28 protein-coding genes and 1 pseudogene are annotated in these 26,982 nt (G+C 56.5%); 21 read left to right on the top strand and 8 right to left on the bottom strand.

Translation table 11 applies throughout. The features are described 5' to 3' along the window. Nucleotides 1–33: 33 nt before the first annotated feature. Nucleotides 34–768 carry an isochorismatase family protein gene (locus H5P17_RS02665; RefSeq protein WP_182821090.1) on the bottom strand — a complete coding sequence of 245 codons (735 nt, stop codon included), beginning with the start codon at nt 766–768 and terminating at the stop codon, nt 34–36. A 129-nt stretch (nt 769–897) separates the two neighbouring features. On the opposite strand from H5P17_RS02665, the gene H5P17_RS02660 reads away from it, so the two are divergent. Next, nucleotides 898–1,791 (top strand): LysR family transcriptional regulator, encoded by an 894-nt coding sequence (locus H5P17_RS02660; RefSeq protein WP_044549276.1) that lies wholly within the window; start codon nt 898–900, stop codon nt 1,789–1,791. A 184-nt stretch (nt 1,792–1,975) separates the two neighbouring features. Next, the gene (locus H5P17_RS02655) at nt 1,976–2,470 is read left to right on the top strand and encodes an ATP-binding protein (RefSeq protein WP_182821088.1); all 495 of its coding nucleotides are present in this window, start codon (nt 1,976–1,978) and stop codon (nt 2,468–2,470) included. A gap of 75 nt (nt 2,471–2,545) precedes the next feature. Here H5P17_RS02655 and cynS read toward each other — a convergent pair whose 3' ends face one another. After that, complete coding sequence (cynS, locus tag H5P17_RS02650; RefSeq protein ID WP_044549279.1) at nt 2,546–3,016, bottom strand: cyanase; 471 nt, start codon at nt 3,014–3,016, stop codon at nt 2,546–2,548. An 18-nt stretch (nt 3,017–3,034) separates the two neighbouring features. Further along, entirely contained in the window at nt 3,035–3,688 is a 654-nt protein-coding gene (locus tag H5P17_RS02645) for a carbonic anhydrase (RefSeq protein WP_182821087.1), read from the bottom strand. Nucleotides 3,689–3,802: 114 nt separating this feature from the next. On the opposite strand from H5P17_RS02645, the gene cynR reads away from it, so the two are divergent. The 3 genes from cynR (at nt 3,803) to H5P17_RS02630 (ending at nt 6,988) form a co-directional block, all read left to right on the top strand. Next, nucleotides 3,803–4,705 (top strand): transcriptional regulator CynR, encoded by a 903-nt coding sequence (gene cynR, locus H5P17_RS02640; protein WP_182821085.1) that lies wholly within the window; start codon nt 3,803–3,805, stop codon nt 4,703–4,705. Nucleotides 4,706–4,808: 103 nt separating this feature from the next. Next, entirely contained in the window at nt 4,809–5,204 is a 396-nt protein-coding gene (gene mchS3 / locus H5P17_RS02635; protein WP_220496694.1) for an MchS3 family protein, read from the top strand. A 191-nt stretch (nt 5,205–5,395) separates the two neighbouring features. After that, a complete protein-coding gene (locus H5P17_RS02630) occupies nt 5,396–6,988 on the top strand; it encodes an ABC-F family ATPase (RefSeq protein WP_071827008.1) in 1,593 nt (530 codons plus the stop codon). A gap of 99 nt (nt 6,989–7,087) precedes the next feature. On the opposite strand, the gene moeB is transcribed toward H5P17_RS02630, so the two are convergent. Both moeB and moeA read right to left on the bottom strand, forming a co-directional pair. Next, nucleotides 7,088–7,843 (bottom strand): molybdopterin-synthase adenylyltransferase MoeB, encoded by a 756-nt coding sequence (gene moeB, locus H5P17_RS02625; protein ID WP_182821082.1) that lies wholly within the window; start codon nt 7,841–7,843, stop codon nt 7,088–7,090. Between the two features lie 2 nt (nt 7,844–7,845). Then, entirely contained in the window at nt 7,846–9,084 is a 1,239-nt protein-coding gene (gene moeA, locus H5P17_RS02620) for a molybdopterin molybdotransferase MoeA (RefSeq protein ID WP_182821080.1), read from the bottom strand. Nucleotides 9,085–9,176: 92 nt separating this feature from the next. Here moeA and H5P17_RS02615 point away from each other — a divergent pair, with 92 nt between their 5' ends. The 11 genes and pseudogenes from H5P17_RS02615 (at nt 9,177) to H5P17_RS02570 (ending at nt 18,102) form a co-directional block, all read left to right on the top strand. Next, on the top strand, nt 9,177–9,713 hold the full coding sequence (locus tag H5P17_RS02615) for a DUF924 family protein (RefSeq protein ID WP_182821078.1): 537 nt from the start codon (nt 9,177–9,179) through the stop codon (nt 9,711–9,713). A gap of 409 nt (nt 9,714–10,122) precedes the next feature. Beyond that, the gene (locus H5P17_RS02610) at nt 10,123–11,079 is read left to right on the top strand and encodes an isoaspartyl peptidase/L-asparaginase family protein (RefSeq protein WP_182821076.1); all 957 of its coding nucleotides are present in this window, start codon (nt 10,123–10,125) and stop codon (nt 11,077–11,079) included. A 19-nt stretch (nt 11,080–11,098) separates the two neighbouring features. Continuing rightward, entirely contained in the window at nt 11,099–12,976 is a 1,878-nt protein-coding gene (locus H5P17_RS02605) for a dipeptide ABC transporter ATP-binding protein (protein ID WP_182821075.1), read from the top strand. Nucleotides 12,977–12,999: 23 nt separating this feature from the next. Beyond that, entirely contained in the window at nt 13,000–14,538 is a 1,539-nt protein-coding gene (gene gsiB, locus H5P17_RS02600; protein WP_182821073.1) for a glutathione ABC transporter substrate-binding protein GsiB, read from the top strand. A gap of 50 nt (nt 14,539–14,588) precedes the next feature. Then, nucleotides 14,589–15,509, top strand: a complete 921-nt coding sequence (gene gsiC, locus H5P17_RS02595; protein WP_182821071.1) for a glutathione ABC transporter permease GsiC — start codon at nt 14,589–14,591, stop codon at nt 15,507–15,509. A 9-nt stretch (nt 15,510–15,518) separates the two neighbouring features. Then, nucleotides 15,519–16,427, top strand: coding sequence for a glutathione ABC transporter permease GsiD (gsiD, locus tag H5P17_RS02590; protein ID WP_020825982.1), 909 nt, complete (start codon nt 15,519–15,521; stop codon nt 16,425–16,427). A gap of 113 nt (nt 16,428–16,540) precedes the next feature. Further along, nucleotides 16,541–16,777 carry a type II toxin-antitoxin system CcdA family antitoxin gene (locus tag H5P17_RS02585; RefSeq protein WP_182821069.1) on the top strand — a complete coding sequence of 79 codons (237 nt, stop codon included), beginning with the start codon at nt 16,541–16,543 and terminating at the stop codon, nt 16,775–16,777. Nucleotides 16,778–16,779: 2 nt separating this feature from the next. Continuing rightward, nucleotides 16,780–17,088 (top strand): CcdB family protein, encoded by a 309-nt coding sequence (locus tag H5P17_RS02580; protein WP_182821067.1) that lies wholly within the window; start codon nt 16,780–16,782, stop codon nt 17,086–17,088. A gap of 58 nt (nt 17,089–17,146) precedes the next feature. Further along, nucleotides 17,147–17,230: pseudogene (locus tag H5P17_RS26615) on the top strand (hypothetical protein); the annotation flags it as partial. 27 nt (nt 17,231–17,257) lie between these two features. Then, nucleotides 17,258–17,485, top strand: coding sequence for a hypothetical protein (locus H5P17_RS02575; RefSeq protein WP_182821065.1), 228 nt, complete (start codon nt 17,258–17,260; stop codon nt 17,483–17,485). Between the two features lie 425 nt (nt 17,486–17,910). Then, nucleotides 17,911–18,102, top strand: coding sequence for a hypothetical protein (locus H5P17_RS02570; RefSeq protein WP_044549305.1), 192 nt, complete (start codon nt 17,911–17,913; stop codon nt 18,100–18,102). A gap of 61 nt (nt 18,103–18,163) precedes the next feature. On the opposite strand, the gene fghA is transcribed toward H5P17_RS02570, so the two are convergent. The 3 genes from fghA to H5P17_RS02555 are packed head-to-tail and all read right to left on the bottom strand — an operon-like array spanning nt 18,164 to nt 21,094. Then, nucleotides 18,164–19,006, bottom strand: coding sequence for an S-formylglutathione hydrolase (gene fghA / locus H5P17_RS02565; RefSeq protein WP_044549306.1), 843 nt, complete (start codon nt 19,004–19,006; stop codon nt 18,164–18,166). A gap of 14 nt (nt 19,007–19,020) precedes the next feature. Further along, nucleotides 19,021–20,148 (bottom strand): S-(hydroxymethyl)glutathione dehydrogenase/class III alcohol dehydrogenase, encoded by a 1,128-nt coding sequence (locus H5P17_RS02560; RefSeq protein WP_044549308.1) that lies wholly within the window; start codon nt 20,146–20,148, stop codon nt 19,021–19,023. 28 nt (nt 20,149–20,176) lie between these two features. Beyond that, complete coding sequence (locus H5P17_RS02555) at nt 20,177–21,094, bottom strand: LysR family transcriptional regulator (protein ID WP_044549310.1); 918 nt, start codon at nt 21,092–21,094, stop codon at nt 20,177–20,179. 107 nt (nt 21,095–21,201) lie between these two features. Between H5P17_RS02555 and H5P17_RS02550 the strand changes: the two genes are divergently transcribed. The 5 genes from H5P17_RS02550 to mglB all read left to right on the top strand — a co-directional run bounded on the left by H5P17_RS02550 (nt 21,202) and on the right by mglB (nt 26,939). Beyond that, a complete protein-coding gene (locus H5P17_RS02550) occupies nt 21,202–22,359 on the top strand; it encodes a YbfB/YjiJ family MFS transporter (RefSeq protein ID WP_182821063.1) in 1,158 nt (385 codons plus the stop codon). Nucleotides 22,360–22,606: 247 nt separating this feature from the next. Further along, the gene (gene folE / locus H5P17_RS02545) at nt 22,607–23,275 is read left to right on the top strand and encodes a GTP cyclohydrolase I FolE (protein ID WP_041414357.1); all 669 of its coding nucleotides are present in this window, start codon (nt 22,607–22,609) and stop codon (nt 23,273–23,275) included. Nucleotides 23,276–23,343: 68 nt separating this feature from the next. Next, entirely contained in the window at nt 23,344–24,525 is a 1,182-nt protein-coding gene (yeiB, locus tag H5P17_RS02540; protein WP_304621572.1) for a DUF418 domain-containing protein YeiB, read from the top strand. 129 nt (nt 24,526–24,654) lie between these two features. Then, entirely contained in the window at nt 24,655–25,692 is a 1,038-nt protein-coding gene (gene galS, locus H5P17_RS02535) for an HTH-type transcriptional regulator GalS (RefSeq protein WP_182821061.1), read from the top strand. A 254-nt stretch (nt 25,693–25,946) separates the two neighbouring features. Beyond that, the gene (mglB, locus tag H5P17_RS02530; protein ID WP_020825992.1) at nt 25,947–26,939 is read left to right on the top strand and encodes a galactose/glucose ABC transporter substrate-binding protein MglB; all 993 of its coding nucleotides are present in this window, start codon (nt 25,947–25,949) and stop codon (nt 26,937–26,939) included. Nucleotides 26,940–26,982 lie beyond the last annotated feature (43 nt).

Genomic DNA, 26,982 nt, shown 5'->3' with positions numbered 1-26,982 from the left:
GCCCGTTGGCGTGGGCGATTAGTAGGGGCAGGGCTATTTGGCTTCGCTACCGACTTTCATCGCGCTGGCATAGTTGGCCCCCATGCCCCAGCTTGCCCCATGCTCACTGGCGATTTTCAGCACGCCGCCGGCGGTTTTTTTGTGACTCCAGTCCTGTTGCCATTCCAGCATCAGCGCTACCCAGTTCACCGGCGTGGCGCCGGCCTGTACCAGACGTTGCATGGCATTTTGTTGGCTATCCGGGGTGATATCGCCGGTAACGTCCGACAAGATGTACACCTCATAGCCTTCCCCCAACGCGGACAGCGCCGGCAGCATCACACAGCTGGCTGTCCACAGGCCGCCAATAATAATTTTCTTGCGTCCCGACTGCTTGATTTGTTCTACCACGCGAGAGTCTTGCCAGACATTAATGGCAGTGCGGTCATAAACCTTTAGATCGGCGCGGGCTTGTGTCACCTGCTGGAAAAACGGGCCGGCGAAGCTTTGGGCGTTAGCCGAAGCCAAAATGGTTGGCACATTGAATACTTTTGCTGCCTTGGCGATGCCGGTGGCGTTGTTGACCAGGTTCGTTTGATCGATAGATGAGATGGTCATACCGAACATATCTTGCAGATCGACCAGCAGCAACAGGCTATTTTCCGCCGTCAGTGGCTGAACGTATCCTGCATGGCGTGCATCGAGGCTTGCTGTTGGTTGCGCCACCGCGGTGAATGAGGTCGCGGTGCTGCCAAGGCCCAGTAACAGGGCGATAAGGGTCTTTTTCATTTTTCACTCCTTGATGATCAAATGGGTGTTGCACTTCACGTCGGAAGTGATTGATCAGGAGTTTACTTACGTTGATGGGGTTAATAATCTGTGGTTAATTTAATTAATAATTAACTTTTGGGAAATGATATGGATGTTTTACTGGCGATGCGGGCATTCCGTCGCGTGGTTGAGCGCAACAGTTTTTACAAAGCCGCTGAAGATCTCTCGGTAACGCCAGCCGCCCTCAGCAAGCAGATCAAACAGCTGGAGGCCCGGCTGGGTACGCTGTTGTTGGTTCGCACCACGCGTACGATGAGCCTGACCGAGGCGGGGCAAGGGTATTATCATGAGGCTTGCAGATTACTCGCCGAGTTTGACGCGCTGGAACAGTCGGTGGCTGACAGTGCTCAGCGAGTGGCGGGCACGCTGAGGGTTAATGCGCCGCTGTCATTTGGCCTGATGGTGTTATCGCCACTGCTGCCAAAATTTATGCAAAACTACCCACAGCTGCAGGTGGAACTGACGCTGGACGATCGGGTGCTTGACGTGGTGGCTGCCGGTTTTGATATTTCACTGCGGATCCGGCGCCATTTACCGGACTCATCACTCAGCGCTCGCTCCTTGGGCAAAGTACATCAGCGGATCTGCGCCGCTCCAGCTTATTTAGCCCAGCACGGCACACCACTGGGCCTGGATGAATTGCACAATCACGATTGTTTGGCTTATTCACTGGCTGAGAAAGCCGGGCAATGGCAATTCGCAGCCGGCGGCGATGACTTGATCGTAGCGATCAATCCGCGTGCAACCGCCAATAATAGCCTGATGTTGCGCGATATGATCCTCGCAGGCTTGGGCATCGGCTCGTTGCCTTCTTTCGTCGCCGATCCGGAAATCGCTGCGGGGCGACTGCTGCCGCTGTTTTCCGAACATGCTGCCGAACCTTATCAAGTGTTTGCCGTTTATCCCACGCGCCGATACCTGCTGTCTAAAGTGCAGGTCTTTACTGATTTTATCCGTGATGCCTGGGGAAGCAGCAGATGACATGTTGACAGCATTCTGCTTTTTGTCTTATTGATAATGTATGAGCATAAACAAGGTTTCATTCGCGCAGATTATTATCACCATTCTCGGAGTGGTGGGATAGCGCGTCTCTGTCATGCTAAAACCCGCCGGTAAGGCGGGTCATCTTTTCCCTCCTGCCGGTACTCACCTTCAGGAGAACGCTATGAATAATTCCTCCCACGCCGTTTTACATGTGATGTGCGGCAAGGCCGGTTCCGGCAAATCAACCCTGGCAAATCGACTGGCGCAGCAGCCCCATACGCTGCTGATGGTTGAAGATAGCTGGTTGGCGACGCTGTACCATCAACAAATGACCACGCTTCAGGACTATGTTCGCTATTCCGCCAACCTGAGGCAGGCGCTGAGCGAGCATTTGGTGCAACTGCTGCGCAATGGTCTGTCGGTCGTTATGGATTTTCCGATGAATACGCCGGATCGGCGCTTATGGGCCAGACAATTGGCGGAGGAAGCCGGTGTGGCGCACTGCTTGCATTTTCTGGACGTCAGCAATGCGCAGTGCAAGAGCCGGATAAAACACAGAAATGAACAGGGTGAACATCCCTTTGTGCTCAGTGAAGAGACCTTCGACCTGCTCACGCAATACTTTGTGGCCCCCACCGAGGAAGAGTGTCTGACCCTTGTCAGATACGGTGAATAGATGGGGTGAAACGCTGAGACTGCCAAGAACAATATCCGTTGCCGGCGACGGTAAAAGTCGCCGGCATCGTCAGGATCAGAAAGGTTTGGTTGGCAGGTATTTCCCGTCCAGGGTGATTACAGCGCGTTCACCACCGTCCGGATCCGGCACTTTTTTGATATCCAGCTTGAAGTTAATCGCGCTGATAATGCCGTCGCCAAACTGTTCGTGCACCAGGGCTTTCAGCGTGGAGCCGTAAATCTGCACCATTTCATAAAAGCGATAAATGGTCGGATCGGTCGGTACGCCGCCTGGGATGCTGCCGCGCAGCGGAATGGTTTGCAGCAGACGGACAGCGTCTTCATCCAGATCCAATTTCTCGGCCACCACCAGTGCCGCCTGTTCTGGCAGCGGATGCTGGCCCAGCAGGGCGGCGGTGACGAAGGCCAGACTCAGGCCGGTACCCTGGTTAATGGCTTCGAAGGTCAGGTTTTTGCGGATCTTGGCGGCCATGATGGTGTCGGTCAAGGTTTCGCGAGGGGATGAGTGATGCAGTGATTGTGTCATGTTGTCTCCTTATTCAGATTAAAAACGGGATGCTGCAGGGGTTGCTGTAACCTCAGGATTGGTGGCTAACGGAATAAAACGGCGGGTTTCGCCATCCAGCGCGTCGATACAACCGCTGGCAATGTCATAGACCCAACCGTGCAACTTCAACCGGCCCTGTTCAAGCGCCAGCGCCACGGAAGGGTGGGTTTTGATATTGGTCAGTTGCGCAATGACGTTCTCGCGCACCATTGAACTGACGCGTTCACCTTCAGAGGCATGCGGATAGGCCTGATTGACCACTTTGGCGGCATCGGCATAGCGCAGCCAGTTCGCCACCGTCGGCATATGATCCAGGCACTGGCAGCTGGCGATGGCGGTCATAGCGCCGCAGTCGGAATGCCCGCAGATTACGATGTCTTCCACGCCGAGCGCGGCGACGGCATATTCCACCGAAGCGGACACGCCGCCCGGTTCCGGGCCGAACGAAGGCACGATATTACCGGCATTGCGGATCACGAACAGGTCGCCGGGCTCACGCTGGGTGATCAGTTCCGGCACCAGCCGGCTATCGGAACATGAGATAAACAGGGTGCGTGGGTTCTGGCGGGTGGCCAACTGCCGGAACAGTTCGGAACGTTCGACAAACGCCTCACGCTGGAACTTCAAAAAACCCTCGATAACCTCTTTCATGCTGTCTCCATCAGGATGCTGTTAAGCGATGGGGGCATGATGCGCCGCTCTGGCTATAGGGTCTAAGACCCATTTATAATGGTTACCATAGGAATTACTAATAGTAGAGGCGTTATGCTACTGCGACACATCCGCTATTTTCTTGCCGTTGCCGAACTGGGCAACTTCACCCGCGCCGCCGAAGCACTGCATGTCTCGCAGCCAACGCTGTCGCAGCAAATCAAACAGTTGGAGGAAACCCTCGGCACGCCGTTGTTTGATCGTTCCGGCCGTACGGTGCGGCTGACCGACGCCGGTATGGCCTGGATGCGCTATGCCCGGTTGGCGCTACAGGATCTGGAAGCTGGCACTCGGGCGATCCACGACGTGGCGACGCTGGAACGCGGCAATCTGCGGCTGGCGATGACGCCAACCTTTACCGCTTATCTGGTGGGGCCGGTTATCGATGATTTTTATCGGCGCTACCCGGGCGTTTCAGTGAGTATTCATGAAATGACGCAGGACAGGATTGAGGCGCTTCTGGCGGAAGACCGGCTGGATGTGGGGATCGCGTTCAGTCAGGCGCAATCGGTGGATATCGTGGCCGAGGAGCTGTTTACCGAGTCACTGAATATGATGGTTGGGGCTCAGCACCCGCTGGTTCAACAGCGTGAGCCTTTGAGTGCGCAGGTGTTCGAACAGCAACCGCTGGTATTACTGAGCGAGGACTTCGCTACCCGTCAATTTATCGACGATTATTGTCGTCGACAGGGGATCCGCCCCCGGGTAGCAATGGAGGCCAACGCAATTGGTGCCATCATTGAAATTGTGCGCCGTGGCCAACTGGCTACCCTGCTACCGGCAGCGGTTGCGCAGGAAAACCCGCAGTTGCACACGGTACGGCTTAACGAGGTCATGCCCGCTCGCCGAGCGGTGCTGTTGCAGCGTAAGGACGCCTACCGTAGCGCGGCGTCACGGGCGTTTGTCGAGGTTCTGCATCAACAAAAATTTAGCCAGGCACATTCCGGTCCGCTATAAAACCGGCTGAATACCGTGGTAGTGTGGCGCACCGAGCTGGTCCGATCGTCACTTTCATTCTTGGCTGAATAGGGAGGTTTTTGTGAAAAGGATCTTGAGCGCTATGACTTTGGTTTTTGTTTCTTTCTGTTCCCTCAACGGCTACGCCGCTGAGCAACACCGTGAAGCGACAGAAAATAATTTATCCAAGGTGACTCATTTCTCTTTGGGAATGAACGGGTTTGTTGGCATTGGCAGTGCCGGAGAAACCGATGTAATAGAAATCCTAACCTACCAGGATGCGGGGGCCGTTTTCTTGCGTATTGCCAATAACCCGCAGGCAACCCCAGAAGCGAAACTTTATGCTGCCTGTGGCTTAAAAAAGCTCAATAACAAAACCGGCGAACCCAATTTCACCCCAGTGTGGGATCAACCGGTTTCGGTATTGAAAGGGGATATTTTAAGGAAAGAAAAGTTTAAAGATGTCTATTTCAGTATCTTAAAGCACGGATGCTGGTGAGTGTATTAGCTGCCCCTTAACTCAGCGGATGGGATTTATTGTATCCGGCCTTGTGGTACCGAGTATTGTCTGGCTTCGGCTGCCACCGCACCTTTGCTCAAATTGTCACCGAAACTTCCCGCGATCTCTGTTGCCCGTTATGGCATAATGCGCGCCAAATCACATTCCCAATGATATGAAGAGCGAGCGCTGTGTTAAGCACTAACAACATCACTATGCAGTTTGGCAGTAAGCCGCTGTTTGAAAACATCTCCGTTAAGTTTGGCGGTGGTAACCGCTATGGTTTGATCGGCGCCAACGGCTGCGGCAAATCTACATTTATGAAAATCCTGGGCGGCGATCTGGTGCCGAGCGGCGGCAACGTGTTCCTCGACCCCAACGAGCGCCTGGGTAAACTGCGTCAGGATCAGTTCGCTTTCGAGCAATACAGCGTGCTGGACACCGTCATCATGGGCCACAACGAACTGTGGGCGGTGAAGGAAGAACGCGATCGCATTTATGCGCTGGCTGAAATGAGCGAAGAAGACGGCTATAAAGTGGCCGATCTGGAAGTGGCCTACGGCGAGATGGACGGTTATACCGCCGAAGCGCGCGCCGGCGAACTGCTGCTCGGCGTCGGCATCCCGGTTGAACAACATTATGGCCCGATGAGCGAAATCGCTCCGGGCTTCAAGCTGCGCGTATTGCTGGCGCAGGCGCTGTTCTCCGATCCGGAAATTCTGTTGCTCGACGAACCGACGAACAACCTGGACATCGACACCATCCGTTGGCTGGAGCAGGTGCTGAACGAACGTAACAGCACCATGGTTATCATTTCGCACGACCGTCACTTCCTGAACATGGTTTGTACTCACATGGCGGATCTGGACTACGGCGAGCTGCGTGTGTATCCGGGCAACTACGACGAATATATGACGGCGGCCACTCAGGCGCGTGAACGTCTGGTGGCGGATAACGCCAAGAAGAAGGCGCAGATTAACGAACTGCAATCATTCGTGAGCCGCTTCAGTGCCAACGCCTCCAAATCCAAGCAGGCAACCTCGCGCGCCCGCCAGATCGACAAGATCCAACTGGAAGAGATTAAGGCTTCAAGCCGTCAGAACCCGTTCATCCGTTTCGAACAGGACAAAAAACTGTTCCGTAACGCGCTGGAAGTGGAAGCGCTGGCCAAAGGCTTCGACAACGGTCCTCTGTTCAGCAAGTTCAACCTGATGGTTGAAGTGGGCGAGAAAGTGGCGGTGCTGGGGCCGAACGGTATCGGTAAATCTACCCTGCTGAAAACGCTGGTGGGCGATACGTTGCCGGACAGCGGTACCGTGAAATGGTCTGAAAATGCCAAGATCGGTTACTACGCTCAGGACCACGAATACGAATTCGATGACACCCTGACGGTGTTCGACTGGATGAGCCAGTGGAAGCAGGAAAAAGACGACGAGCAGGCGGTGCGCAGCGTGCTGGGCCGTCTGTTGTTCAGCCAGGACGACATCAAGAAGAAAGTGAAGGTGTTGTCTGGGGGTGAGAAGGGCCGCATGCTGTTTGGCAAGCTGATGATGCAGCGCCCTAATATCCTGGTTATGGATGAACCGACCAACCACCTGGATATGGAATCCATCGAGTCGCTGAACATGGCGCTGGAAATGTACGAAGGCACCTTGATCTTCGTTTCCCACGACCGTGAATTCGTTAGCTCGTTGGCGACCCGGGTACTGGAAATGACGCCGACCAAGGTGATCGACTTTACCGGCAACTACGAAGATTATCTGCGTAGCCAGGGTATCGTTTAACCCAGCGGCAGGGACGCGGCATGCTGCGCCCGAAGAGATAATCGGTGACGAATCTGTCATCAAACTAAGGCGGGAGCATTCCCGCCTTTTTTGTCCCTGCTATTCCCCGCCGCAAACTTCGCACTGCGGATCCTTCGGCAGCTTCATCTCGCGGAACTGCATCGTCATGGCATCAAACATCAGCAGTTTTCCGGTGAGCGGTTGGCCGTACTGCGTCAGCAGTTTGATCGCCTCCATTGCCTGCAGCGTGCCGATGGTGCCCACCAGCGGCGCCATGACCCCGGCCTCGACGCAGGTGAGGGCGTTGTCGCCGAATAACCGGCTCAGGCAGCGGTAGCAGGGTTCACCGGGCTGATAGGTGAAGACGCCGAGCTGCCCCTCCATGCGGATCGCCGCGCCGGACACCAGGGGTTTGCGATGAGCATGGCAGAGGCGGTTCAGCAGATTGCGCGTCGCCACGTTGTCGGTGCAGTCCAGTACCAAATCACAGGCGGCAATCTGCGCCGCCATCTGGTCGTCGTCCAGCTGTCCGTCAACCGTTTCTATCTGAGTATGTGGGTTGATGGCACTGAGTTCGAGACGGGCCGATTCAACTTTCGCCATACCGATGCGCGCGTCGCGGTGCAGGATTTGGCGCTGCAGGTTAGAGAGCGAAACGGTGTCGAAATCAACCAGCGTCAGGTGGCCTACGCCTGCCGCGACCAGATAGGGGGCGGCAGCACAGCCTAACCCGCCGAGGCCGACAATCAGCACCCGGGCGGCCTTCAGCTTTTCCTGGCCGTCGAAGTCAAAACCACGCAGGATAATCTGGCGGTTATAGCGCAGCGCTTCGGCATCGGTTAATTCCGGCAGCATGCTCAGCTCCTCAGCAAGGCGTTGAAGGGCTCAATGTCCACTTTTTCGCCCACCGCCACGGAGCCGCGTTCGCGCTCCAGCACGATAAAACAGTTACCCTGGCTGAACGAACTGAACACGTGTGATCCTTGATGGCCGGTGGTGCTCACTTCCAGCTCGCCCTGGGCGTTGCTGCTAAATACGCCGCGCTGAAAATCAAGGCGTCCCGGCGCTTTCTTCAAGGGGGTCAGGGCCCGAGCCTGCAAACGCGGTGGCAAATGCCAATCGCTGTGGCCCGCCAGCTTCGCCAACAGCGGCTGCACCAGTTGGTAGAAGGTCAGCGCAGCGGAAACCGGGTTGCCCGGCAGGCCGCAGAACCAGGCCTGTTTGAGCTTGCCGAAGGCAAAGGGTTTGCCGGGCTTGATCGCCAGCTTCCAGAAGCCGACTTCGCCCAGCTCATCGAGCATCTGCTTGGTGTAGTCGGCTTCACCGACCGAGACGCCGCCGCTGCTGATCACCACATCGGCCTGGCGATCCGCCTGCTCGAAAGCGGCGCGCAGCGCGTTTTGATCATCACGGATAATGCCCAAATCCAGCGTTTCGCACCCTAATTGTTCCAGCATCAGGCGCACGGCAAAGCGGTTGGTATCATAAATTTGACCCGCCTGCAGCGGCTGCCCGACCGGCTGTAACTCATCGCCGGTGGAGAACACCGCTACCTTCAGCTTACGCACTACCTGCACCTCGGCGACGCCGAGCGAGGCTAACAGCGGCAACTGAGCCGCGCCCAGCCGGATACCCGCAGGTAAAACCCCGGCACCCTGGCGAATATCTTCCCCCGCCAGGCGAATATTTTGCCCGGCTTGCACTTCGGCAGTGAAGCGCACGCCGGCATCGCCGACTTCTGCCTGCTCTTGCATGATCACCGCCTCGGCCCCTGCTGGGACTGGCGCGCCTGTCATGATGCGTACGCAGGTACCGGCTGGCCAGTCGCCGTCGAATGGAGCACCGGCAAAAGCTTTGCCCGCGACCGGCAGCGGCGCGTTGGCTTGCAGGTCGGCGAGGCGCAAGGCGTAGCCGTCCATGGCCGAATTGGCGAAGGGCGGTACATCAATCGGCGAAATGACCGGCGCGGCGGTAATGCGGCCGGCGGCGGCGGTCAGGGCAATGGATTCGGTTTGCTGAAGGGGGGAGATCTGGCTGAGTATCTTCTCCAGCGCCTGCTCCAGGGAAATAAGATCGGAAGTATGGCAATGATCCATAAAGAACTCCGTAATCAGGGTGCGCGACAAATAGCGGCAAAGTGGGGGTATTATGAAGGATGCTATGCTGAAGTAAACAACGGGAGGCAGTGATGCACAGACAGGTATTAGACTTTTGGTTTGACGAGATCGAACCGGCAATGTGGTTCAAAAAGGACGATGATTTCGATCGCCTGTTGCATACGCGCTTTGGTCAGATCTGGCAGGCCGCCGCCGCCGGTGAGCTGGCGCACTGGCGCGAAACCATCGAGGGGCGGTTGGCCGAGGTGATCGTGCTCGATCAGTTCAGTCGCAACCTGTTCCGCGGCACGCCGCGTTCATTTGCCAGCGACTGTATGGCGTTGGTGCTGGCGCAGGAAGCGGTGCGTAGTGGGCAATGTGCACGACTCACGCCAGAGCAACGGGGCTTTCTCTATTTGCCGTTTATGCATTCGGAGTCGGCGTTGATCCATCAACAGGCTTTGGCGCTGTACAGTGAATTGGGCAATGCCGAGCAGTTGGAGTTTGAAGTGCGGCATAAAGCCATTATTGACCGTTTTGGCCGTTACCCGCACCGCAATGCGATATTAGGCCGAGTCTCAACCCCGGAGGAAGAAGCATTTCTGCTGTTGCCGGGGTCAGGATTCTAAATATTGATCATCTGCGTTCAGCCGGCTTAAAAACAGCAGGTTGAACGCACATCGGCTGGATATTTAGAGATATCGATTATTTTTTCCGGTAATTACTGTGTGTCCCTTATGGGTTTTTACCAAAAATCCCAACTGTTATTCAAAGCGATTTTGCTACTTCATAACTCTCTGTTTTTATTACATTAAGCTATTTCAATGTGCGAAATAATCTAAGCGGGCTACGCTAAAAGCTGGGCGAAGACTTTATGCTTTACTTCGATTGCGCGGCTAAATATAGTCGGGAAAAGGCCGAATAATAATTATACCCGTCGCCTTGCCGGCCGCCGCGTTGTGGGCTGCCGCCGAGGTGAATCTATTTCCCCTTCAATGAGGGGCGGGATTGGCAGGATTAACACAGGGTGACAGGCAAATGAGCAAACCAGTGATTGCCATTCATGGCGGCGCGGGCGCAATTACCCGTGCGGCGCTGAGTGCTGGAAAGGAACAGGAGTATATTCAGGCGTTGTCCGACATCGTTGTCGCCGGTCAGCAGATCCTGGCCCAGGGTGGCAACGCCCTGGACGCGGTCACCGAAGCGGTGAGGCTGCTGGAAGAGTGCCCGCTGTTTAATGCCGGTAAAGGCTCGGTATTCACCCATCAGGGCACCCACGAACTGGACGCCTGCGTGATGGATGGGCGTACCTGCGATGCCGGTGCCGTGGCCTGCGTCAGCCGGATACGCAATCCGGTGTTGGCTGCGCGCGCGGTGCTGGAAAACAGCCAGCATGTGCTGTTCGCCGGTGAGGGGGCAGAAAAATTTGCCGCCGCCCACGGGCTTGAAATGGTCGCACCCGATTTCTTCTTTACCCAACCACGTTTTGACCAACTGCACCGCGCTCAGGCGGAATTGGGGCGCGTGCTGCTCGATCATGATGGCGCAGCGCAAAGCGCTGAGCCGATTGACCCCGATCGTAAATTCGGTACCGTTGGCGCGGTGGCGCTGGATGCCCTGGGCAATCTGGCGGCCGCAACCTCGACGGGCGGTATGACCAACAAACAGGCCGGTCGGGTGGGGGATACGCCGATCATCGGTGCCGGTTGTTACGCCAACAATGCCACGGTGGCTGTCTCCAGCACCGGTACCGGGGAAACCTTCATGCGCGGCGTGTCGGCTTATGACGTTTTCGCATTGATGGAGTACGCGGGGCTCAGTCTGCAGCAGGCCACCGACCGGGTGGTGATGGAAAAACTGCTGGCGATGGGCGGCAGCGGCGGCATGATTGCCATCGACAGTCACGGCAACGTGGCGCTGCCTTTCAACAGTGAAGGCATGTACCGCGGTTTCGGTTATGTCGGCGATGCGCCGTCCGTAGGGATTTACCGCTGACCGATCGCCAGGAGGGTGCATGACCGATGCCTTAATGCCGCTTGCGGCCGACGCCGGGCTATTATTGCCGCCGCAGCGCGTGCTGTCGGTGCGCGATCTGAGCGTCCAGTTTCAACAGCAGGGCGATACCGTAGAAGCGGTGCGCAACCTGTCATTCGATCTCGATCGTGGCGAGACGCTGGCGATCGTCGGTGAATCCGGTTCGGGTAAATCTGTCACCTCTCTGGCATTGATGCGCCTGGTCGAACAGGGCGGTGGCAACATCGTCAGCGGGACAATGCCCTTTCGTCGGCGTAACGGCGAGGTGCTCGATCTGGCCCACGCACGTCAGGGCACTTTACGCACGGTGCGCGGTGCCGATATGGCGATGATCTTTCAGGAACCGATGACCTCGCTGAACCCGGTATTCCCGGTAGGGGAACAGATCGCCGAATCTCTGCGCCTGCATCAGGCGATGGACCACCGCGCCGCCAGACAAGCCGCTTTGCAGATGCTCGATCTGGTGCGCATTCCCGAGGCCAAAGACGTACTTAACCGTTATCCCCATCAGCTCTCCGGTGGCATGCGCCAGCGGGTGATGATCGCCATGGCGCTGTCTTGCAAGCCTGCCTTATTAATTGCCGATGAACCTACCACCGCGCTGGACGTCACCATTCAGGCGCAAATCCTGCAGCTTATCCGCGTACTGCAGCAGGAAATGCAGATGGGGGTGATTTTTATTACCCACGATATGGGCGTAGTGGCCGAAATTGCCGATCGGGTACTGGTCATGCGTCAGGGGGAACAGGTGGAGCAGGGGCCGGTGCGCGAACTGTTTGCTGCGCCGCAGCAGCCCTACACCCAAGCGCTGCTGGCGGCGGTGCCCAGGCTGGGATCCATGGCGGAGTTGGACTTCCCGGCGAAATTCCCGTTGCCGAACGGCGCAGACAATGGCGGGCCACAGGATACCGTACCGCCAGGGTCGACGCCGATCCTGCGGGTAGAAAATCTGGTTACGCGCTTTGACCTCCGCAGCGGTATTTTAAATCGCGTCACCCGGCAAGTGCATGCGGTGGAAAATGTCAGTTTTGATCTCTACCCCGGCGAAACGCTGGGGCTGGTGGGAGAGTCCGGCTGCGGCAAATCCACTACCGGCCGCTCGTTGCTGAAGCTGGTGGACAGCCAGCGCGGCACCATTACCTTTGACGGTCGTCAAATCAATCAGTTGAAAGGCCCGGCGCTGCAGCACCTGCGGCGGGACATTCAGTTTATCTTCCAGGACCCTTACGCCTCGCTCGATCCGCGTCTGACCGTCGGGTTCTCGATCATGGAACCGCTGCTGGTGCATAACGTGGCGCGTGGCAAGGCGGCACAAGAGCGCGTGGCCTGGCTGCTGGAACGCGTCGGGCTTAAACCAGAGCATGCGCGCCGTTATCCGCATGAGTTTTCCGGCGGCCAGCGGCAGCGAATCTGCATTGCGCGCGCGTTGGCGCTTAATCCCAAAGTGGTGATCGCTGACGAATCTGTGTCGGCGCTCGACGTGTCGATTCAGGCGCAAATCGTCAATTTGCTGCTCGATCTGCAGCGTGAGTTCGGCATCGCCTTTTTGTTTATCTCGCACGATATGGCGGTAGTAGAGCGCATCAGTCACCGCGTTGCGGTGATGTATCTCGGGCAGATTGTCGAGATTGGCCCACGTCGGGCGGTGTTTGAGAACCCGCAGCACGCTTACACCCGCAAGCTGATGGCGGCGGTGCCGGTGGCCGATCCTAACCATGCTTATAAACGCCAGCCGCTGTTGGTTGATGAAATCCCCAGCCCGATCCGCGCGCTGGGCGATGAACCCGTTACCGCACCGCTAGTGCAGGTTGGACCGGGGCATTTTGTCGCCCGCCATCCGATCGCCGGTGCCTTTTAGTGACCTCAGGAGAGACAAGCACCATGAAGCACTCATTCAAACGTAAGGCATTAGCGGGCGCCGTGCTGCTGGCGGCCGCGGTCGCCGGCCCAGCCTGGGCTGCGAAAGATGCGGTGATCGCCGTCGCGTCCAATTTCACCACGCTTGATCCCTATGATGCCAACGACACGCTGTCGCAGGCGGTGGCCAAATCCTTCTATCAGGGCCTGTTCGGTTTTGATAAAGACATGAAGCTGGTGAACGTGCTGGCGGACAGCTACGAGGTGAGCAAAGACGGCCTGACTTACACCCTCAAGCTGCATCCGGGGGTGAAATTCCATGACGGCACCGAGTTTAACGCCGAAGCGGTGAAGGTGAACCTGGATCGCGCCAGCAACCCGGACAACCACCTCAAGCGCTACAACCTGTTCAAAATGATCGACAAAACCGAAGTGGTGGACGCCAATACGGTGAAGATCGTGCTGAAAGCGCCATTCTCGGCCTTTATCAACAACCTGGCGCACCCGGCGGCAGTGATCATTTCGCCGGCCGCGCTGAAGCAGTACGGCAAAGAGATCGGCTTCCACCCGGTGGGCACCGGTCCTTATCAGTTCGTGACCTGGAACCAGACCGACTTCGTCAAGGTGAAAAAGTTTGACGGTTACTGGAAATCGGGGCTGCCGAAGCTCGACAGCATCACCTGGCGGCCGGTCGTGGATAACAATACCCGCGCCGCCATGCTGCAGACCGGTGAAGCGACCTTCGCCTTCCCGATCCCGTATGAGCAGGCCAAGGTGCTGGAAGGCAATGCCAAGCTCGATTTGGTGGCCGCGCCGTCGATCCTGCAGCGTTATATCAGCCTGAACGTGACTCAAAAGCCATTCGATAACCTGAAAGTGCGTCAGGCGTTGAACTACGCCATCAACAAAGATGCGCTGATCAAGGTCGCGTTCTCCGGCTACGCCGTTCCGGCGGAAGGCCCGGTGCCGCCGGCGATCGATTTTGCCACCCGTTACCAGCCGTGGCCTTATGATCCGGCCAAGGCGCGCGAACTGCTGAAAGAGGCCGGTTATCCTAACGGTTTCACCACCACCCTGTGGTCGTCTCATAACCACAGCACCGCGCAGAAAGTGCTGCAGTTTGCCCAGCAGCAGCTGGCGCAGGTGGGCGTGAAAGTGACGGTGACGGCGATGGATGCCGGTCAGCGCGCGGCCCAGGTGGAAAGCGTTGGGGTGAAAGACACCGGCGTGCGTATGTTCTATACCGGCTGGTCAGCATCAACCGGTGAAGCGGACTGGGCCTTGTCACCGCTGTTCTCAACCCAGGCAGCGCCGCCAAAGCAGTTCAATACCGCGTTCTACAGTAATCCGCAGGTGGATCAGGATCTGACCGGCGCGCTGGCGACCACTGACCGTGCCGAAAAGCAGAAACTGTACAAGGACGCGCAGGATCGAATCTGGGCAGATGCGCCGTGGATCTTCCTGGCCACCGAGCGCTTGCTGTCGGCTAACAATAAACAGCTGAGCGGCTTTTACGTGATGCCGGATACCTCGTTCAACTTTGATAATGCCGATCTTAAATAAGGCACCGATCCCCGCTCTCCTGGAGGGCGGGGTGAAGGGACGCACCCAAGATGCTTAATTATTTTCTTAAACGACTGCTGGGCCTGATCCCGACGCTGCTGATTGTCGCGGTGTTGGTGTTTTTGTTCGTCCATATGCTGCCTGGCGATCCGGCGCGGCTGGCGGCAGGGCCGGAGGCCGACGAAGCGGTAGTGCAACTGGTGCGTAAGGATCTGGGGCTGGACAAGCCGCTGCCGCAGCAGTTCGCGCACTTTTTTGTCAATGCGCTGCAGGGGGATTTCGGTACCTCGATGGTTTCCAAGCGTCCGGTGAGCGAAGAGATCGGCTCGCGCTTTCTACCGACCCTGTGGCTGACCCTGAGCAGCATGCTGTGGGCGGTGATTTTCGGTATGGGCATCGGCATGGTGTCTGCCGTGTGGCGTAACCGCTGGCCCGATCGTCTCGGCATGACCTTGGCGGTCTCCGGGATTTCGTTCCCCGCTTTTGCGCTGGGTATGCTGCTGATGCAGGTGTTTTCCGTCAATCTCGGTTGGTTGCCGACGGTGGGCGCCGACAGCTGGCGGCACTATATTTTGCCTTCCATCACCCTTGGAGCTGCGGTTGCGGCGGTGATGGCGCGTTTTACCCGCGCTTCGTTTGTCGAGGTGCTGCAGGAAGACTACATGCGTACCGCGCGCGCCAAAGGCGTACGCGAAACCATGGTGGTGGTGAAGCACGGGCTGCGCAACGCGATGATCCCGGTTGTCACCATGATGGGGTTGCAGTTTGGCTTCCTGCTCGGCGGCTCGATCGTGGTGGAGAAGGTCTTCAACTGGCCGGGGTTGGGCAGGCTGCTGGTCGATTCGGTGGAGATGCGCGATTACCCGGTGATCCAGGCCGAAGTCTTGCTGTTCTCTCTGGAGTTTATTCTGATTAACCTGTTGGTGGACCTGCTGTATGCGGCAATTAACCCGGCAATACGATACAAATGAGGGCGCTGCATGATTAAGCATTGGCGACGCGACGCTGCACTGAAGGCGATGCCGACAATTGACCCTAACGCGGTGCGAACGCCGTGGCATGAATTCTGGCGGCGGTTCCGTCAGCAACGCGTGGCGCTGGTCGCTGCGCTATTGGTGCTGCTGTTGGTGGTTGCTGCGCTGCTGGCACCCTATCTGGTTCCCTTTGACGCGGAAAATTACTTTGATTACGACCGCCTGAACGAAGGCCCTTCCCTGATGCATTGGCTGGGTGTGGATTCGCTGGGGCGAGACATCTTCAGTCGCATTCTGATGGGGACCCGCATTTCGCTGGCCGCCGGGGTGTTCTCGGTGCTGGTGGGCGGGCTGATCGGTACGCTGCTGGGTCTGCTGGCGGGCTATTACGAAGGCTGGTGGGATCGCATTACCATGCGTATCTGTGATGTGCTGTTCGCCTTTCCCGGCATCTTGCTGGCGATCGGCGTGGTGGCGATTATGGGCAGCGGCATGGCCAACGTGATTATCGCCGTGGCTATTTTCAGCATTCCGGCATTTGCCCGGTTGGTGCGGGGCAACACCCTGGTGTTGAAGCATCTGACCTACATCGAGTCGGCACGCAGCATTGGCGCGTCAGACTGGACCATCATCATGCGGCATATTTTGCCGGGGACAATTTCGTCGATTGTGGTGTATTTTACCCTGCGCATCGGCACTTCAATCATCACCGCCGCCAGCCTGTCGTTCCTCGGGCTGGGTGCTCAGCCGCCAACGCCGGAATGGGGCGCAATGCTCAATGAGGCGCGGGCGGATATGGTGATTGCGCCGCACGTGGCGATTTTCCCCAGCCTGGCGATATTTATCACCGTGCTGGCGTTTAACCTGCTGGGGGATGGCTTGCGCGATGCGTTGGATCCGAAGTTGAAGGGATAATTTTCGGTGGGCTGCGATCGGTTTGGGTGTACCCTCCGATTGGCACCTCCCTGTGTTGCGAGTATAATTGATGATAATTTAATCCATGTATACAACAGGGGTGAGGTATCACCATGGTCAATAGTAACTCTGCAAAGAAAACGGTAAACGTGACTGTTGACCGCGAGCTTTTCCAGAAAGCCAAGTCTCTCGGCGTCAATGTATCTTCAGTACTGGCTGATGCTTTACATGCGCGAGTGCGCGATATTGAGATCCAACAATGGCGTGAGGAAAATCGTCCTGCACTGGAGGAACTCAATCGTATTTCCGAAGAGAATGGTGTGTTATCTGATGAATATCGGGTGTTCTGAGTATGCAGTTCACGGTTTATCATAATACTCACCCCACATCGGCCTATCCCTATCTGCTGGATGTTCAAAGCGATCTCATTGATGCGTTGTCGACGAGGTTAGTGATCCCTCTCTACCCTATGGCCAGAGTCAGAACCCCAATTTCTGCGCGTTTATGTCCAGAAATTGAAGTCAATGGCGAGCGTTACCTGGCGATGACACATGAAATGGCCAGCATAAGGCTATCGCAGATAGGAGATATCGCCGGCAGTGCCAGTGAACAGAGAAATCAAATTAAGGGTGCTATTGATTTTTTGATCGATGGTTTCTGATCCCGCTCGGTAGTGAGTTTGCCTTAATTTTTTATTATTGTATGTGATGTTTAGTGTGGCGGAGATATTCCTTACCGTGCTGGCGTTTAACCTGCTGGGGGATGGCTTGCGCGATGCGTTGGATCTGAAGTTGAAGGGATAACTGTTTTTTAGTCCAAAGGAGCTGGCTATGAGCAATATGAGTAAAAAGGGAATTAAAACAGGCATGCTGATTTATATTATCACCTATCTGGGGGGGCACAGCCTGGTACGCAACTCGTCGCTTCTGGTAGCCTACCCCGATATCAGCTATGTCGATGTGGTTGTTGGTTTACTGGTGTATTTTGGTATCTGGAAGGTTTGTAACCTGATGCAAGCCTTCTACCGCTGGTATAACGGCATCGAAAATATTTCATGATTTTTAGCGTTAGAGAATACTAATGTACTGAATAAGATTAATTCACCTCAATATTATTATGCTAAGTTTTTAGTTTTTTAATTAAAGAGAGTGTTTTAGTATTGTCGGTAATTAACCGAGGGATACATGATTAATCTATTGCTCTCGTCACGTTTTTAATAATTAAAGTTTGCGCTTCTCTCTCATGATTATATTATCGCCATGGTTGTCCGATGTGTCTATTCGTGAGAGGTTAATAACTTTAGTTCATGGAGTGAATAATATGACTATTCGTGAGTTAACATCGCATGATCTTGATTTAATTTCTGGCGGTAACGCTGACTCCTGGCCGAGGGGTGACAGGATGCCCTGGGGGGAAATAATAGCCCTAATAGTGTGAATGGTCAGTGCCGTTGGTAATATCTCCCGCATCAATGGAATATCAAATGAAAGACGTTATATATGTCGCTTTATGGATATGGATATCATTTGATTTAATTCAATACTCTTCACTGGCTCTTATGAAGCCTCATAATAGCTATGTGGATATTGCCGTGGCGGTTTTCGCCTTTTTTGGCGTGAAGGCGGTAATGACTTCAGTTGAGAATTTTTATTATTGGTTTAATGGCCGGGAATAAGCGGTAGCCGTAATAAGTGCTTACGATAGCAATTTTCGCAAGCACCGTTACGGTTTTATGATCAGCGGAACAGATGTTCGGCGTGGAAGCGCAGGTGGTCTTCGATAAAGCTGGCGATGGTGAAGTAGCTGTGATCGTAGCCCGGCTGAATGCGCAGGATCAGCGGCCAGTCGCGCTGGCGTGCCAGCTCGGCCAGTTTTGCCGGCTGCAGTTGATCCGCCAGGAACTGATCGTCGTCACCTTGATCCACCAATACCGGCATTTTTTCCGCGCCGTTGGCCAGCAGGTGGCAGCTGTCATACTGCAGCCACTGGCTTTCGTCGTCGCCCAAATAGGCGGCAAAGGCTTTACGTCCCCAGGGCACCTGACAGGGATTGACGATCGGTGCGAACGCCGATACCGACCGGAAGCGCTGCGGATTGCGGAACGCCATCATCAGTGCGCCGTGGCCGCCCATGGAATGGCCGAAAATCGACTGGCGATCGCTGACGCTGAAATGCTGGTTAATCAACGCCGGCAGCTCATCGCTGATGTAGTCGTACATGCGAAAATGCTTGTCCCACGGTGCTTGGGTGGCATTCAGATAGAAGCCAGCGCCCTGGCCCAAATCGTAGCCTTCATCATTTGGCACGTCGTCGCCGCGCGGGCTGGTGTCGGCCATCACCAATACCAGCCCCAGCTCGGCGGCGATACGCTGCGCACCGGCCTTCAGCGTGAAGTTTTCGTCATTGCAGGTCAGCCCCGACAGCCAGTACAGCACCGGCGGCGGGTTATCATCGCGCGGTGGCGGCAGATAGATGCTGAAAGTCATGTTGCAATTCAGGCTCTGCGCCGCATGGCGGTAACGCTGTTGCCAGCCGCCAAACATGCGGTGCTCTTCGAGAAGTTCTAATGACAAGGTCATCTCTGCCTCCTGGCTTATTTTTTGTCGAAGTGAATAACGGAACGAATGGATTTGCCTTCGTGCATCAAATCGAACGCCTCGTTAATCTGCTCCAGGCCCATGGTGTGGGTAATAAAGTCATTCAGCGCGAATTCGCCGTTCATATAACGATCGACGATGCCCGGCAGTTGCGAACGGCCTTTCACCCCACCAAAGGCAGAACCGCGCCAGACGCGACCGGTCACCAGTTGGAACGGACGGGTAGAGATTTCCTGACCCGCGCCGGCGACGCCGATAATCACGGATTCGCCCCAGCCTTTATGGCAGCATTCCAGCGCTGAACGCATTACGTTGACGTTGCCGATACACTCGAAGGAGAAATCAACGCCGCCGTCGGTCAGTTCAACGATCACGTCCTGAATCGGCTTATCGTAGTCTTTCGGGTTGATCAGATCGGTAGCACCCAGTTTGCGTGCCAGATCGAACTTGCTGGTGTTGATATCGATGCCGATGATGCGACCTGCACCGGCCATCTGTGCGCCGATAATGGCCGACAGACCGATGCCGCCAAGGCCGAAGATGGCAACGGTATCGCCTTTTTGCACTTTGGCGGTGTTGATAACCGCACCCATGCCGGTGGTAACGCCGCAGCCGAGCAGGCAGACTTCTTCCAGTGGTGCTTCTTTACTGATTTTGGCCAGTGAGATTTCCGGTACCACGGTGTATTCGGAGAAGGTTGAAGTGCCCATGTAGTGGAAAATAGGCTTGCCGTCTTTAAAGAAGCGGGTGGTGCCGTCCGGCATCAGGCCCTTGCCCTGGGTGGCGCGGATCGCCTGGCACAGGTTGGTTTTGCCGGATTTACAGAATTTGCACTCGCCGCATTCCGGGGTGTACAGCGGGATCACGTGATCGCCGACCGCCACGCTGGTCACGCCTTCGCCAATGGCTTCCACCACGCCGCCGCCTTCATGGCCGAGGATTGCCGGGAACACGCCTTCGGGATCGGCGCCGGACAGGGTGTAGGCGTCGGTGTGGCAGACACCGGTGGCGACGATCCGCACCAGCACTTCGCCTTTTTGCGGTGGCATCAGATCGACTTCTTCGATCTTCAGCGGCTGGTTCGGTCCCCAGGCAACGGCGGCACGGGTTTTGATCATTTCCATCATAGTCTCCAGTGGTCTATTTTTTAAATCAGGCTATGTCGATAGCATCGGGTAAGTCATGGGCAGTATTTTCAACCGTAACGGTTTCTGCCTGTTCAATAATTAATTCTTTCAGGGCGCGTACATTCGGGCCAAAGGCGTCGCGTCGCCACAGTAGCCAGGTGGCAGTCTGGGCAATGTCGTCCGGCAGGGTGTGTACTTTCACCCGTTCATGGCCCGGCAGCAGGCTAAGTACCGAATGCGGGATCATCGCCAGCCCGGCACCGCTGGCGACGCAGGCCAGCATGGCGTGGTAGGACTGGATCTCCATAATCTGCCCCGGTAGCGCACCTTCGCGCTTGAACCAGGACTCCAGTCGCAGACGGTAAGAGCAGCTTGCGCGGAAGGCAAACAGGGTTTCGCCCTTGGCATCTTTGGCGTTATGGATTGGCAGGTGGTCGAGACAGGAAATCACCACCATGTGTTCGGGGAAAGCAATACAGCCATTGAGTTCGTCATACTGCACCGGCCCGTCGACCAGCGCGGCCGCCAGCGTACCGGCGCGGACTCGCTCGGTGATCTCGCCGGAGGTGCCGGTGGTCAGCGACAGCGACACCTGCGAGAAACGCTGATGATACGCCGCCAACAGGGTGGGCAGCCGGGTCGCGGCGGTGCTTTCCATCGAGCCGATGGCGAAGTTCCCCGCCGGCTCACCGGCATGGGTGATGCTCATGGCTTCTTCGCTTAGCGCCAGGATACGGTTGGCATAACAGAGAAAGTTATGGCCCATCGGTGACAGGCGCAGTCGCTGCTTTTCACGGATAAACAGATCGGTGCCCAGTTCCTGTTCGAGCTGACGCAGGCGTGTGGTCAGGTTCGAGGGGACGCGGTGCAATTGCTCTGCGGCACGGGCGACGGAGCCGGTTTCGGCGACGCTGCAAAACATGCGGAGCTGGGTCAGATCCATTGTCTTCTCTTTTCGTGATGAACTTGATGAGTATTATTCAGTTTTTGTGAGTGTAATACTGCTGCATGATACTGGCAACTTTCTTTTAACAGTATGGATAACTCTACATGGCCTTAAGAATTGCCCTGAGCGGTTTTATTGCGTTGATCGTTGCCATGGGGATTGGGCGTTTCGCCTTTACTCCGCAGGTGCCGCTGATGATAGCCGAGCACCAGTTCACCCTGACCGGCGCCGGGCTGGTGGCCGCCATTAACTATCTGGGCTATCTGTGCGGCGCTTATGACGCCATGCGCGCCAGCCGACACGTGGAACGTCGGCTGTGGTTGGGCGTGTGGGGGGCGGTGATCTTGACGCTGCTTTCCGCCTGGGTGCAGGGGGAGTGGTGGCACGGTGCGGTGCGTTTCTTCATTGGGTGGGCCAGCGGCTGGTCGATGGTGCTGGTGGCGGCCTGGACCAACGAGCGGTTGGCGCACTATGGCCGACCGGCGCTCAGCGCGGCGGTATTTGCCGGCCCTGGGGCCGGGATTTTTATCAGCGGCATGCTGGCGGTGGGGATCCACAGCCTGGCGTTGACCGCGTCACAGGCCTGGTTGGTCTATGGCGTACTGGCGCTGGTATTGATTGGCGCGATCAGCATTAATCTGCCGAAGGCCGGCGAATTGCATCGTCCTGACGTGGCACCTGAGCCGCTGCTGCTGACCCCGGCGCTGAAGCGCCTGGTGTGGAGCTATAGCCTGGCGGGTTTTGGCTATATCCTGCCGGCGACTTTTCTGTCGCAAATGGCCGCTGCGCGTTTTCCCGGCAGCCTGTTCGCACAATTTGTCTGGCCAATCTTCGGCGGTGCGGCGGTGCTGGGGATTGCTATCGGCATTATGACCCGTCACCGTCTGACCACTCAAACTCGTCTGGCGATAACCTTGTGGGTACAGGCATTGGGGGTGTTAAGCGCGGAAATCGTGCCGGGGGTTGCCGGGTTGGCACTGGGCGCGTTGCTGACCGGTGGCGGCTTCCTCAGCGTGGTGCAGCTGTCGATCCAGCATGGCCGTGAGTTGGCACCCAACCATGCCCGTTATATGGCGGGACTGCTGACCACCGGTTATGCGATTGGCCAACTGGTCGGCCCGACTCTGTCGGCGTTGTCAACCGCATTGACCCACAGGTTGGAACCGGCATTGTACGTGGCCGTGGCGGCGCTGATTGTGGCCGGCCTGCTGGTGGTCAATACGTCGGCCCGCGAACTGGCGCGAAAACCGATGGCGCAGTGATTAAATTCCGTACAAAAAACGTGGAATAGCCGCAGCCGGCCTGATTGTGCTAAATGCGAATATTTCACCTGCGGATGAAACACAATCACTGGATAATCCCCTCGCTCTCATCTAGAGTGGGGGCAAAATCTTGACTGGGTTCACGTTATTAACTGCGGAAACTTCTGTCGTCAGGAGAGTATGCAATTCATCCCTCTGCTCGGTAAAACAGCCGGATGGGTGAGTTCAAGTCCGTTGGAGAGAAGAAATGACATCATCATTAAGTAAAGAAGCTGCACTGGTTCATGCAGCGCTCGAAGAGCGCGGTCTGGAAACTCCGTTACGCGGCGAAGTGCTGGATCGCGAGACGCGTAAACGTCGTATTAAAGAGCACATGACCGAAATCATGCAGCTGCTTAATCTCGATCTGTCCGACGACAGCCTGGCGGAAACCCCGCACCGCATCGCCAAAATGTATGTCGATGAGATTTTCTCCGGCCTGGACTACGCCAACTTCCCGAAAATCACCGTCATTGAAAACAAGATGAAGGTGGATGAAATGGTGACGGTGCGTGATATCACGCTGACCAGCACCTGCGAACACCATTTCGTCACCATCGATGGCAAGGCGACCGTTGCCTACATTCCTAAGGATGCGGTAATTGGCCTGTCGAAAATCAACCGTATCGTGCAGTTCTTCTCGCAGCGCCCACAGGTGCAGGAGCGCTTAACTCAGCAGATCCTGGTGGCATTGCAAACCCTGTTGGGCACCAATAATGTGGCGGTATCAATTGATGCGGTCCATTATTGTGTGAAGGCGCGCGGTATTCGTGACGCGACCAGCGCCACCACCACGACCTCTCTGGGCGGGCTGTTCAAGTCCAGCCAGAACACCCGCCAGGAGTTCCTGCGTGCGGTACGCCATCACCAGTCGTGATGGATCGAGACAGTGGTAACAGGCGCCTGCGGGCGCCTTTTTAATGAGCGGAATACAGCGATAAAATAATGAACACTAGCTCAACGGCTCCTTTGCCGCGCATCGCCACGCTGGACTGCGTGCGCGGTATCGCCATCCTTGGCATTTTGCTGCTGAATATCAGCGCCTTTGGCCTGCCGAAGGCGGCCTATCTCAACCCGGCCTATCTGGGTCTGCCCTCAACGCGCGATGCCTGGACCTGGGCGCTGCTGGACATTTTCGCGCAGGCTAAATTCCTGGCAATGTTCGCCCTGTTGTTTGGCGCCGGGTTGCAGATGTTGCTGCGCCGCGGCAAAGGCTGGATACGCGCACGGCTGTCGTGGCTGGTGCTGTTTGGCCTGGGGCATGCCATTTTCCTTTGGGACGGTGACATCCTGCTGGCCTACGGGCTGATCGGGTTGGTGTGCTGGCGGATGATCCGCGAGGCGAAAGAAACCTATCAACTGCTGAAAACCGGCGTGGTGCTGTACCTGATTGGCGTCGGGGTGCTGTTGCTGTTGGGCTTCATTTCGCACGGTGAGCCCGGCAGCTTCTGGCAACCCGGCGTGGCAGAACTGCAGTATGAGAAGTTCTGGAAGCTGCAGGGCGGTATGGAAGCCTGGCGCAGCCGCACCGATCTTCTCTCCTCCAGCCTGCTGGCGATTGGCGCGCAATACGGTTGGGAGTTGGCGGGGCTGATGCTGTTCGGCGCCGGTTTAATGCGCAGTGGCTGGCTACGCGGTACTTATTCGCCGAGCTACTACCGCCGTCAGGCGGCATGGTTGATACCGCTTTCATTGCTGATCCAACTGCCGGCCGTGGCGTTGCAGTGGCATCTGCACTGGGATTATCGCTGGAGCGGTTTTCTCTTGCAGGTGCCGCGTGAGCTTGGCGCGCCGCTGCAGGCGATGGGCTATCTGGCGCTGTGCTACGGTTTTTGGCCGACGCTGTCGCGCTTGCGCCTCGGGCATTGGTTGACACAGGTTGGGCGTATGGCACTGAGTAATTACCTGCTGCAAACGCTGATCTGCACCACGCTGTTCTACCGCTTCGGCCTGTATCAACAGTTTGACCGCCTGCAGCTGTTGGCCTTCGTTCCGCTGGTCTGGCTGGCTAATCTGTTGTTTTCAAACCTGTGGCTGCGCTATTTCGAGCAGGGGCCGGTGGAGTGGCTGTGGCGCAAACTTACCGCCCTGGCTACCGGCAAGGCGGAGCCCAAGGCGGTGAATTGAGATCTGGCGCAGGTAGGTTAAAAAAATGTATGTAAACGTTTTCTTTCCTGTGACGTAATTCACGCAGGGGAGGATGACAAACGGGGTAGGATAGCGCCACTGTCAACTACCCCGACCTCAGGATCCTTCATGACCTCTGTTCACCCAACCACCATTCGCGACGTGGCGAAGCGTGCGGGCGTGTCTGTGGCGACCGTCTCTCGCGTGCTGAACCACAGCGCCCTGACCAGCAAAGAGACGCGCGAGCAGGTGTTGAAGGCGGTAGCTGAACTGGGCTATCGGCCCAATGCCAATGCGCAAGCCCTGGCTACCCAGAGCAGTGATACCCTTGGGGTGGTGGTGATGGACGTCTCCGATCCCTTCTTCGGCGCGCTGGTGAAAGCGGTAGACACCGTGGCGCAGCAGCACCACAAATACCTGTTGATCGGTAACAGCTATCACCAGGCGGATAAAGAGCGCCACGCCATCGAGGTACTGATCCGCCAGCGCTGCAACGCCTTGATTGTTCATGCTAAAACCCTGTGTGATGCCGAGCTGATCGCCTTTCTAGATCAGGTACCGGGTATGGTGCTGATCAACAGAATCATACCCGGCTATGAACATCGCTGCGTCGGACTCGATAACGTCAGCGGCGCACAGATGGCGATGCGTTTGCTGCTGTCGCAGGGCCACCAGCGTATTGGCTATCTGGGCTCGAACCATCCAATCGAAGACGGGCCGCTGCGCCAGCAAGGCTATACGCAGGCGATGGCGACGGCAGGGCTGGCAACGCCCGACAGCTGGCGCGCCTATGGTTCGCCGGACTTGCAGGGTGGGGAAGAAGCGATGATCGAACTGCTTGGCCGCAACCTGCATCTTAGTGCTGTATTCGCCTACAACGACGCCATGGCCGCCGGGGCGATGGCGGTGCTGAAAGAAAACGGTATCACAATACCGCAAAACTTCTCGCTGGTGGGGTTCGACGACATCCCCATCGCCCGCTACACCAGCCCCAAGCTCACCACGGTACGTTATCCGATTGTCACCATGGCGACGCTGGCCACCGAACTGGCCTTGCTGGGCGCAGCAGGCAAGCTGGAGCCGCAGGCCCGCCATTTGTTTATGCCGACCCTGGTCCGACGCCATTCTGTGGCCCCTTGGCAAAGTGAGGCGGCGGTCACTCTCTGAACATTTAATCTTGTGTAACCGTTTTCAATCTGTGAGAAAATTCACAGATTATTAACATCACGCCGTCTATGCTCTAGGCGTTTTCCAGCGTAAAGGCACTTGCCGCTGCTGTTTTATCTCACGCTGGCGCCACATTTTTCAGGAATAACATGATTCACGGATGACAGGGAAACTGCCAGGCCCGGTCGTGCATTCACCGCCGGTAACCCTTGGCCTAATACCGAGCAAGACCCTACATAAACCGGAGACACACAATGAATAAGAAGGTTTTCACCCTGGCCGCGACGGCCGCAGCCATGATGTTTGGCGCCGCAGCTCACGCAGATACCCGTATTGGCGTCACGATTTATAAATATGACGACAACTTTATGTCGGTGGTGCGCAAGGCAATCGAGAAAGACGCCAAGGCCTCTCCGGATGTCACCCTGCTGATGAATGACTCGCAGAACGACCAATCCAAACAAAACGACCAGATCGACGTGCTGATCGCCAAGGGCGTTAAAGCGTTGGCCATCAACCTGGTGGATCCAGCGGCTGCTCCGGTGGTGATTGATAAGGCACGCGCAAACGATATCCCTATCGTGTTCTACAACAAAGAGCCTTCCCGTAAAGCGTTGGACAGCTATGACAAAGCCTATTACGTGGGCACCGACTCCAAAGAGTCCGGTGTGATCCAGGGTCAACTGATCGAGAAGCACTGGAAGGCCAACCCGAACTGGGATTTGAATAAAGACGGTCAGATCCAGTACGTGTTGCTGAAAGGTGAACCGGGCCACCCGGATGCAGAAGCGCGGACCACCTACGTGGTGAAAACGCTGAATGACGATGGGATCAAAACCCAGCAACTGCAGATGGACACCGCGATGTGGGACACCGCACAGGCGAAAGACAAGATGGATGCCTGGCTGTCCGGCCCTAACGCCAACAAAATCGAAGTGGTCATTGCCAATAACGATGCCATGGCGATGGGCGCGGTCGAAGCGCTGAAAGCGCACAACAAATCCAGCATTCCGGTATTCGGTGTCGATGCCTTGCCAGAGGCTCTGGCGATGGTGAAATCCGGCGCAATGGCGGGGACGGTGCTGAATGACGCCGACAATCAGGCCAAAGCCACCTTCGAGCTGGCGAAAAACCTGGCGGCGGGCAAACCTGCTGCCGACGGCACCCAATATAAAATCGACAATAAAGTGGTGCGCATTCCTTACGTTGGCGTAGATAAGGACAATTTGTCCAAATTTGTTAAGTAAGTTCTGAATGGCCCCGCCGGCGGTGCGCTGCCCAGCGCCAACA

It is taken from the genome of Serratia sp. OS31 (assembly GCF_014164835.1).
Classification (GTDB): Bacteria; Pseudomonadota; Gammaproteobacteria; order Enterobacterales; family Enterobacteriaceae; genus Serratia; species Serratia liquefaciens_A.
Note: the sequence above shows the minus strand (reverse complement) of the source record. Positions and strands in the feature narration are given on the sequence as shown.